The organism is Bradyrhizobium sp. OK095 (genome assembly GCF_900109945.1).
In the GTDB taxonomy this organism is placed as follows: Bacteria; Pseudomonadota; Alphaproteobacteria; order Rhizobiales; family Xanthobacteraceae; genus Bradyrhizobium.
In genome coordinates this window covers 43275-52282 of record NZ_FOBX01000010.1, presented here as the reverse complement: position 1 = coordinate 52282, position 9008 = coordinate 43275, and the positions used below count along the sequence as shown (strand labels likewise).

Annotated in this window: 9 protein-coding genes and 1 tRNA gene; 8 read left to right on the top strand and 2 right to left on the bottom strand. The window is 64.1% G+C overall.

What is annotated here, in order from left to right:
- Nucleotides 1–146: 146 nt before the first annotated feature.
- Complete coding sequence (locus BMW89_RS25480) at nucleotides 147–2267, top strand: sodium-translocating pyrophosphatase (protein WP_092029949.1); 2121 nt, start codon at nucleotides 147–149, stop codon at nucleotides 2265–2267.
- Between the two features lie 188 nt (nucleotides 2268–2455).
- Here BMW89_RS25480 and BMW89_RS25475 read toward each other — a convergent pair whose 3' ends face one another.
- Both BMW89_RS25475 and BMW89_RS25470 read right to left on the bottom strand, forming a co-directional pair.
- Nucleotides 2456–3457, bottom strand: coding sequence for a Bug family tripartite tricarboxylate transporter substrate binding protein (locus tag BMW89_RS25475; RefSeq protein ID WP_092029946.1), 1002 nt, complete (start codon nucleotides 3455–3457; stop codon nucleotides 2456–2458).
- A gap of 117 nt (nucleotides 3458–3574) precedes the next feature.
- Nucleotides 3575–4060 (bottom strand): outer membrane protein assembly factor BamE, encoded by a 486-nt coding sequence (locus tag BMW89_RS25470; RefSeq protein WP_092029943.1) that lies wholly within the window; start codon nucleotides 4058–4060, stop codon nucleotides 3575–3577.
- A 98-nt stretch (nucleotides 4061–4158) separates the two neighbouring features.
- On the opposite strand from BMW89_RS25470, the gene BMW89_RS25465 reads away from it, so the two are divergent.
- The 7 genes from BMW89_RS25465 (at nucleotide 4159) to BMW89_RS25435 (ending at nucleotide 8888) form a co-directional block, all read left to right on the top strand.
- On the top strand, nucleotides 4159–4710 hold the full coding sequence (locus BMW89_RS25465; protein WP_092029940.1) for a ubiquinol-cytochrome C chaperone family protein: 552 nt from the start codon (nucleotides 4159–4161) through the stop codon (nucleotides 4708–4710).
- Nucleotides 4707–5276, top strand: coding sequence for a YceD family protein (locus tag BMW89_RS25460; protein WP_092029937.1), 570 nt, complete (start codon nucleotides 4707–4709; stop codon nucleotides 5274–5276). The genes BMW89_RS25465 and BMW89_RS25460 overlap by 4 nt, the downstream gene beginning before the upstream one ends.
- 300 nt (nucleotides 5277–5576) lie before the next feature.
- Entirely contained in the window at nucleotides 5577–6638 is a 1062-nt protein-coding gene (gene plsX, locus BMW89_RS25455) for a phosphate acyltransferase PlsX (protein ID WP_092029935.1), read from the top strand.
- Nucleotides 6635–7615 carry a beta-ketoacyl-ACP synthase III gene (locus BMW89_RS25450; RefSeq protein WP_092029933.1) on the top strand — a complete coding sequence of 327 codons (981 nt, stop codon included), beginning with the start codon at nucleotides 6635–6637 and terminating at the stop codon, nucleotides 7613–7615. Before plsX ends, BMW89_RS25450 begins: the two co-directional genes overlap by 4 nt.
- A gap of 134 nt (nucleotides 7616–7749) precedes the next feature.
- The gene (locus BMW89_RS25445; protein WP_026311906.1) at nucleotides 7750–8091 is read left to right on the top strand and encodes an integration host factor subunit alpha; all 342 of its coding nucleotides are present in this window, start codon (nucleotides 7750–7752) and stop codon (nucleotides 8089–8091) included.
- Nucleotides 8092–8115: 24 nt separating this feature from the next.
- Nucleotides 8116–8700 carry a MerR family transcriptional regulator gene (locus tag BMW89_RS25440; RefSeq protein ID WP_092029931.1) on the top strand — a complete coding sequence of 195 codons (585 nt, stop codon included), beginning with the start codon at nucleotides 8116–8118 and terminating at the stop codon, nucleotides 8698–8700.
- A 110-nt stretch (nucleotides 8701–8810) separates the two neighbouring features.
- A tRNA-Pro gene (locus BMW89_RS25435) sits at nucleotides 8811–8888 on the top strand.
- Nucleotides 8889–9008 lie beyond the last annotated feature (120 nt).

Below are 9008 nucleotides of genomic sequence, written 5' to 3'. Positions count from 1 at the left end.
GTTGCACCCTCAATTTGATTTTGGCAAGCTTGCGACCGACTGAAGTCGCCTGGGGCGGCTTTGTTCAAAATCAAGGCGCCGCACCGCTTGACGGACAACAAAAGGCGCCGGGGGTACGTTCATCAAGGATCTGAGGCAAAAATCACATGACAGCATTAGGGTTGATAGTGCTCTGCGGAGTGCTTTCTATCGTCTACGCGATTTGGGCGACGTCTTCGGTGTTGAGTGCGGACGCGGGGTCACCGCGCATGCAGGAGATCGCAGCAGCGGTGCGCGAAGGCGCGCAGGCCTATCTGCGGCGTCAATACGCCACGATCGCCGTGGTCGGCATCGTCATCTTCGTTCTGCTCGCCTACTTCCTCGGGCTTCTGGTGGCGTTCGGCTTTGCCATCGGCGCCATTCTGTCGGGGGCGACCGGTTTCATCGGCATGAACGTCTCGGTCCGCGCCAACGTTCGCACCGCACAGGCCGCGACAACCTCGCTTGCCGGCGGCCTCGAGCTCGCCTTCAAGGCGGGCGCCATCACCGGCATGCTGGTCGCTGGTCTCGCGCTGCTCGGCGTTACCCTCTATTTCGGCTTCCTGGTCCATTGGCTGAATCTGGCACCTGACAGCCGCACCGTCGTCGACGCCATGGTTGCGCTCGGCTTCGGCGCCTCGCTGATCTCGATCTTCGCCCGTCTCGGCGGCGGCATCTTCACCAAGGGTGCAGACGTCGGCGGCGATCTCGTCGGCAAGGTCGAGGCCGGCATCCCGGAGGATGATCCGCGCAACCCGGCCACCATCGCCGACAACGTCGGCGACAACGTCGGCGACTGCGCCGGCATGGCCGCCGACCTGTTCGAGACTTATGCGGTGACCGCGGTCGCCACCATGGTGCTCGCGGCGATCTTCTTCGCCAAGACGCCGATCCTCATGAACATGATGACGCTGCCGCTCGCGATCGGCGGCATCTGCATCATCACCTCGATCATCGGCACCTTCTTCGTGAAGCTGGGCGCCAGCCAGTCGATCATGGGTGCGCTCTACAAGGGCCTGATTGCCACCGGCGTCTTCTCGCTGATCGGCATCGCCGGCGTGATCTACTCCCTGATCGGCTTCGGCAAGCTCGCAGGCGTCGACTATACCGGCATGGCGCTGTTCGAATGCGGCATCGTCGGCCTCATCGTCACCGCGCTGATCATCTGGATCACCGAATACTACACCGGCACCGACTATCGCCCGGTGAAGTCGATTGCGGCGGCGTCGGTGACCGGCCACGGCACCAACGTGATCCAGGGTCTGGCGATCTCGATGGAGTCGACTGCGCTGCCTGCGATCGTGATCATCGCCGGCATCCTCGTCACCTACAGCCTCGCCGGCCTGTTCGGCATCGCGATCGCGACGGCCACCATGCTGGCACTCGCCGGCATGGTCGTCGCACTCGACGCCTTCGGTCCGGTGACCGACAACGCCGGCGGCATCGCCGAGATGGCGGGCCTGCCCAAGGAAGTGCGCAAGTCGACCGACGCGCTCGACGCGGTCGGCAACACCACCAAGGCGGTGACCAAGGGCTACGCGATCGGCTCCGCCGGTCTCGGTGCTCTCGTGCTGTTTGCGGCCTACAACCAGGACCTCAAGTTCTTCATCGCCGACTCCGCGCATCACACCTACTTCGCCGGCGTCAATCCGGACTTCTCGCTCAACAACCCCTACGTGGTTGTGGGCCTGCTGTTCGGTGGCCTGCTGCCGTATCTGTTCGGCGCAATGGGCATGACGGCGGTGGGACGTGCGGCCAGCGCGATCGTCGAGGAGGTGCGCCGGCAGTTCCGCGAGAAGCCCGGCATCATGCAGGGCACCGACAAGCCTGATTACGGCAAGGCGGTTGACCTGCTCACCAAGGCCGCGATCAAGGAGATGATCATCCCCTCGCTGCTTCCGGTGCTGTCGCCGATCGTCGTCTACTTCCTGATCTATGCGATCGCGGGCGGCGGCGCGGCCGGCAAGTCGGCGGCGTTCTCGGCCGTGGGTGCGATGTTGCTCGGCGTGATCGTGACGGGCCTGTTCGTCGCGATCTCCATGACCTCGGGCGGCGGCGCCTGGGATAATGCCAAGAAGTACATCGAGGACGGCCATTACGGCGGCAAGGGCTCTGACGCCCACAAGGCGGCCGTGACCGGCGACACCGTCGGCGATCCCTACAAGGATACGGCCGGCCCCGCGGTAAACCCGATGATCAAGATCACCAACATCGTGGCTCTGCTGCTGCTGGCGGTCTTGGCGCACTAAGCGGCGCAAACGATGCAAGACAAAACCCCGCGGCGCGAGCCGCGGGGTTTTTGTTGGGTTCGACGAACTCTCTCCTCGTCATTGCGAGCGCAGCGAAGCAATCCAGACTGCCTCCGCGGAAAGACTCTGGATTGCTTCGCTGCGCTCGCAATGACGGAAGTGGTGGTTAGCAGCTCTTCCGCAAATGCCTACTGCACGTCCATCTGCAGCCCTTCCTTCTGGATGATGCCGGCGAACTTCTTCGTCTCGGCGTCCACGAAGTCGGAGAATTGCTGCGGCGTGCCGTAGTCGGCGCGGGCGCCCATGGCGACGATCTGCTTCTTCATGTCGTCGCGCTCGAGCATCGCCTTGACCTGGAGGTTCAGGGCTTCGAGGACCGGAGCGGGGACGCCCTTCGGCAGGAACACGGAGAACCAGGACGAGATGTCGAAATTGGCGAGCTCGGGCGCGCTCTCGCGCATGGTCGGCAGGTTCGGCGCGAGATCGCTGCGCTCGGTCGTGGTGACGCAGAGGCCGGTGAGGGTGCCGTTCTGAACCTGCGGCAGGCTCGGATAGAGATTGTCGAACAGGATCTGGATGTCGCCGGCGAGCGCGGCCTGGAGCGCAGGCCCGGCGCCGCGGAACGGGATGTGAGTCATCTTCAGCCCGGTGAGCTGGAGGAACCAGGCGCCGGTGAGGTGAGGGCTCTGACCGACGCCGGACGAGGCATAGCTGAGCTTGTCCGGATTGGCCTTCAGATAGGCGATCAACTCGGCGACCGATTTGATGCCGGTCTTCGGATGCGCCGAGACGATGTTCGGGATCCGGATCATGTTGGTCACAGGCTGGAGCTGGTCCGGCTTGTAGTTCAGGTTCTTGAAGATGCTGTAGGCGATCGCGTTCGGCCCGGGGTTGCCGATCAGGATGGTGTGTCCGTCAGGCTTTGAGCGGACGACCTCGGCGGTGCCGATCGTGCCGCCGCCGCCGGAGCGGTTTTCCACGACGGCCGACTGGCCCCAGGCGGTTTGCAGATGAGCGGCGAGCAGCCGGCCCATGACGTCGGTCGAGCCGCCGGCGGCTGCTGGTACGACGACGCGGACGTTTTCGGTGGGTTTCCAGTCGGCGAGGCTCGATCGCGGCAGGATCGCTGCGGCTGAGAGGCCGGCAGCACCGGTGAGCACGCGGCGGCGGGACAATAAAGTTTTGGGCACGAATCCACTCCCTGCTTCTTGTTTTGCAGAGAGCGTATGGAACCCGGCGCGCAACGGCAAGTCGTGCGCGACGGGAAGTGCAGCGCGGAGAGCGGCACGACGCCGCAGGCTGAAGGCTTAGTTAAAGCTGAGCAGCTTGAACAGCGGCGCGAGGTAGCTCATCTCCTGACCCGACGTCGCCGTGGTCCGGCTGATGAAGTCGAAGATCTTGCCGTCCTGGAGGCCGTAATTCGCCAGCCGGCGCACGCGCCGGTTCTTGTCGAAATAGACCGCGATGACGCGCTGATCGACCACCTTCTGGTTCATGAAGGCGACCACGCGCTCCGAGCGCTGCGAGATGTAGTAAAACACCTCACCGTCGAGGGTCGCGACCGTGGAGGGCGTGCCCATCACGATCAGCACCTGGTCCTGGCTCGCGCCGATCGGAATCTGCTCCAGCGCGCCGGGCGGCAGGATGTAGCCCTTCTGGAACTGCTCGCCGGTGCAGCCCGCAAGGGCGCCGCCGACCAGAGCGATGGCCGCGAGCATGCGCAGGCCGCGCCAGCGTGCAGAAAGGCCGCGCTGCTTGTTGGCGCGCAGGCTGGTCCTAATCGTTATGGTCATAGCGGAACTGATTCCGTCCCCTTGCGTCGCGCGAGGCGCTGAAGTACCGGGCGGAGGCTCTGAATGCAAATCGCGCGCGCCCGCTTGCGGAAACCACAATGCTTTGGCCGTTCAATCACTTCAAGAAACCCCGGCTACCCTCGCCGGGCACCATTGAAGCCATCTATGGCATGATCGTGACGCAGGCGCGAGAACCCATATTTTACCGCGACTTGGGCGTACCGGATACGGTTAACGGGCGTTTCGACCTGTTGCTGCTGCATCTCTGGCTGCTGCTGCGCCGCCTGCGCACCGTCCAGGGCGCCGCAGAGCTGTCGCAGGCGCTGTTCGACCGCTTCTGTGAGGATATGGACGACAATCTGCGCGAGATGGGCATCGGCGACCAGACCGTGCCGAAGCGGATGCGGGCCTTCGGCGAGGCCTTTTACGGCCGGGTCCAAGCCTATGACCAAGCCTACGACCAGGGCGGCGAGGCGCTGGCGTCGGCGATCTGCAAGAATATCTTGAATGGGACCGGAATGGACCAGGCACAGCGGCTCGCGGGTTACGCCCGCGCCACGGAGGCCGATCTCGACCGGACCGATGAGGTTGCGCTGCTGTGCGCGTCCTTCAAATTTCCCCCGGCGCTTCCCGAGGATGTCACGCCATGAGCCGACCGACCACCGAATCCAAGCCCGATCCCTGGCGGGTCCCTGTGATCGTTGCGCAAATTCCCGACACCGGCCTGCATCGCAAGCTCGAGGCATCGGCCGCTGAGCGGCAGGGAATGGCCGAGCTCGCCGGCTTGCGGGAGGTCCTGTCCGCCCAGGCCGACTTCGAAATCGTGCCGAAAAGCGGCAACCGGATCCAGGTCACGGGACGGGTCCGCGCCCGAATCGGCCAAACCTGTGTGGTCACGCTCGATCCGATCGAGAACGAGATCGAGGAGAAGGTGGACCTGATTTTCGCCCCTGAGGCCGAGGTGCGGCGTCTGGCCGATCTGATCGAGGAGGGTCGGGACGGCGAGGAGCCGCAGGAGGTCGCTGACCCGCCGGAGGCCATTATCAATGGCATCATCGACCTCGGCCGGCTCGCAACCGATGCCCTGTTCCTGGCGATCGATCCCTATCCGCGGAAGCCCGGGACTGTGTTCGAGGCCGAGGTCATCGCCCCCGACCCGGAGGACCATCCGTTCGCGGCGCTGAAGGCGCTTCAGGACAAGAAGAAAGGCCAGTAGCTGACGATTCCCCGTAGCACCGCTTTGCTACGGGGCGCGAGGCGCCTGCGGGAGTGGTTTGAGAGCCTGATTTATCTATTTGATTTCCATGTATTTCTTGTGGGTTCCGCGCGTCCGCCGCCGGATCGCCCCGAATGCAAAAGGCTGGGGGCAAGAGGTTGTTTCGGGATAACAAAACGCTATTGTCGCGCCCCGGTCAGGGCGCGGCGTGGCGCTAGGCCGGTCGCCATGTCCATGGCGAAGCCATTCTGCGGCCCCGCTCGTTCAAGACCGCACCAGACCAGGTTTTCCAGGACTTTTATGCCAAGCAAGGTTCGCATTGCGCTTGACGCCATGGGGGGCGACGCCGGCGCCGCCGTGGTCATTCCGGGCGCCGCCATTTCGCTTGGCAGACATCGCGACACCGAATTCCTGCTGGTCGGGGACCGCGCCAAGATCGAACCCGAGCTCGATCGGTACCCCCAGCTCAAGGCCGCTTCGACGATCATCCATACTGACGTTGCCGTCAGCGGCTCGGATAAGCCGAGCCAGGCGCTGCGGCGCGGCCGCAAGACCTCCTCGATGTGGCTCGCCATCGATGCGGTGAAGCAGGGCGAGGCGCATGTCGCAGTCTCCGCCGGTAATACCGGTGCGCTGATGGCGATGTCGCGTTTCCACCTGCGCACGCTGCCGGGGATCGACCGCCCGGCGATCACAGGGGTCTGGCCGACCAAGCGGGGCGAATCCATCGTGCTGGACCTCGGCGCCACCATCGGTGGCGATGCGCACCATCTGGTGTCGCTCGCGCTCATGGGGGCGGCCACGGCGAGCGTGCTGTTCGACAAGAAGCGGCCCACGGTCGGGCTCCTCAATATCGGAACCGAAGAGATCAAGGGCCACGAGGAGATCCGCGAGGCCGGAGAAATTCTGCGGGCGCGGAACCTGCCGGAGCTCGATTATATCGGCTTCGTCGAGGGCGACGGTATCGGCAAGGGCGTCGCCGACGTGATCGTGACCGAAGGTTATGCCGGCAACATTGCGCTCAAGGCCGCCGAGGGAACCGCGCGCCAGATGGCGGAATTGCTCCGCGAGGCGATGCAGCGGAGCTGGCTGTCCAGGCTCGGCTATCTCTTGGCGCGCGGCGCCTTCCAGGCCCTGCGCAACAAGATGGACCCGAACAAGTCCAATGGCGGCGTGTTCCTTGGGTTGAACGGGGTCGTGGTCAAGAGCCACGGCGGAACCGGCGCCGAAGGCTTTGCCTATGCGATCGATGTTGGCTATGAGATGGCGCACTACGATCTCCTGAACAAGATCAATCAGATGCTCAAGCGCGAGGGTGGTGCGCTCAATTCAGTGCAGCCCGCGCCGGAGGATGTTTCGTGACTCAAATTCGTTCGGTCGTGCTCGGCTGCGGCTCTTATCTGCCGGAGCAGGTGGTGACCAACGCCCAGTTGGCGGCACGTATCGACACGTCCGACGAGTGGATCGTGCAGCGCACCGGGATTCGCGAGCGGCGTATCGCGGCCGAGGGCGAGTTCACCTCGCACTTAGCGATCAAGGCGGCGCAGGCCGCGCTCACCGATGCCGGCCTGGACGCGCAGTCGATCGAGCTGATCGTGCTGGCGACCTCGACGCCGGATAACACCTTTCCCGCGACGGCTGTTGCCGTCCAGCACGCGCTTGGCATCAACCATGGCGCGGCCTTCGACCTTCAGGCGGTGTGCTCCGGCTTCGTGTTTGCGCTTGCCACGGCCGACAATTTCCTGCGCACCGGCGCCTACAAGCGCGCACTGGTGATCGGCGCCGAGACCTTCTCGCGCATCCTCGACTGGAACGACCGCGGCACCTGCGTGCTGTTCGGCGACGGTGCCGGCGCGGTGGTGCTGGAGGCGCAGGAGCAGCCGGGCAATGCCGCGACAGACCGCGGCATCGTCACCACGCATCTGCGTTCCGACGGCCGCCACAAGGCAAAGCTGTTCGTCGACGGCGGGCCGTCCTCGACCCAGACCGTCGGCCATCTGCGCATGGAGGGCCGCGAGGTCTTCAAGCATGCGGTCGGCATGATTACCGACGTCATCGTCGATGCTTTCGAGGCCACCGGGCACAATGCCGACAGTATCGACTGGTTCGTGCCGCACCAGGCCAACAAGCGAATCATCGACGCATCCGCCCATAAGCTCCACATCGCGCCGGAGAAGGTGGTGCTGACGGTGGACCGTCACGGCAACACCTCGGCGGCCTCCATCCCGCTGGCGCTGGCGGTGGCGCGCAAGGACGGCCGCATCAAGCGGGGCGACGTCGTCCTGATGGAGGCGATGGGCGGCGGCTTCACCTGGGGTTCGGCGCTCGTGCGCTGGTAAGGCAACACTCGATAAAATTTTGCCGGAATTAGCCGCCATTATCGATGCGTCTGCATTGATGAGCGCTGTTGACCGCCGTATCGTAACCTCATAATTTCAGACAACAATTGTTCGCCGTGATGTGGGGCAGGGCGATGACCGATCAAAGTAAAACCGTAACGCGTGTTGATCTCTGCGAAGCCGTCTACCAAAAGGTGGGCCTGTCGCGGACGGAGTCGTCTGCGTTCGTGGAACTCGTGCTGAAGGAGATCACCGACTGCCTCGAAAAGGGCGAGACGGTGAAATTGTCCTCGTTCGGCTCCTTCATGGTCCGCAAGAAGGGTCAGCGAATCGGCCGCAATCCGAAAACCGGCACCGAGGTGCCGATCTCGCCGCGCCGGGTGATGGTGTTCAAGCCGTCGGCGATCCTGAAGCAGCGGATCAACGCCCAGCACCGCACCAATGGTGACGGCAGCAAGGTTCAACCGGAGGCGTAACCGCCCTCCAAAAGGATTTAGCATTTGGACAAGGCGCCGGATGCGTTCCGAACCATCAGCGAAGTAGCGCAGGAACTCGACATCCCGCAGCACGTGCTGCGGTTCTGGGAGACCCGATTCTCCCAGATCAAGCCGATGAAGCGCAGCGGCGGCCGCCGCTATTACCGCCCTGACGACGTCGACCTGCTCAAGGGCATCCGCCGTCTGCTCTACGGCGAGGGCTACACCATCCGCGGGGTGCAGCGGATCCTCAAGGAGCACGGCGTCAAATCGGTGCAGGGTCTCGCCGACGGCGCAGCCGCGGTCTCGTTCGGCGCCATCGAGGACGCCATCGGCGCCAGCCTGATGGAGCCCGACGACGAGGCGCCCGCGCCCATCAAGGGCGTCACCGAGGCCGATGAAGACGATTACCAGGGCGACGAAGAGGAGGGCATCGACTTCCGCTTCACCGAGGTCGACGACGAGGACATCCTCACCACCTTCCGCAAAGGCGGCACCCAAGCCGCACCCGCCGGCCCCAGCGCGCTCGACCGGGAGCGCCTCGGACGCGTGCTCGCCGACCTCGTGGCCTGCCGGGAGATGCTCGACCAGTCCCTGAAGGACGGCTAGGGGCATATTCGGCCTGCTTTGCCGGCAGTTCCGGTGCCCGGGGCAGGGACGCCAAAATGCTGTGACCTTGCCTTGCGCAAAGCAGCGATCCTAGCTAATGGAACGACGTTCGGAGCGTGGCGCAGCCCGGTTAGCGCACTAGTCTGGGAGACTAGGGGTCGGAGGTTCAAATCCTCTCGCTCCGACCATTTTTCAAAGTAAAATCAATCCTGTTTCCAGGGCGGTTGTTTTCCACCAACCGCCCTTTGCCAAATCTTTGCCAATTCTGTTCGCTGGCCGTTCGTTTCAGGGCGATGGATGCTGCGTAG

What these genes read in the sequence shown, in the direction of transcription:
- plsX (WP_092029935.1), top strand. Translation starts at nt 5,577, where the DNA reads ATGCCAAGCAAGGTTCGCATTGCGCTTGACGCCATGGGGGGCGACGCC.
- BMW89_RS25465 (WP_092029940.1), top strand. Translation starts at nt 4,159, where the DNA reads ATGCTTTGGCCGTTCAATCACTTCAAGAAACCCCGGCTACCCTCGCCG.
- BMW89_RS25480 (WP_092029949.1), top strand. Translation starts at nt 147, where the DNA reads ATGACAGCATTAGGGTTGATAGTGCTCTGCGGAGTGCTTTCTATCGTC.
- BMW89_RS25470 (WP_092029943.1), bottom strand. Translation starts at nt 4,060, where the DNA reads ATGACCATAACGATTAGGACCAGCCTGCGCGCCAACAAGCAGCGCGGC.
- BMW89_RS25445 (WP_026311906.1), top strand. Translation starts at nt 7,750, where the DNA reads ATGACCGATCAAAGTAAAACCGTAACGCGTGTTGATCTCTGCGAAGCC.
- BMW89_RS25460 (WP_092029937.1), top strand. Translation starts at nt 4,707, where the DNA reads ATGAGCCGACCGACCACCGAATCCAAGCCCGATCCCTGGCGGGTCCCT.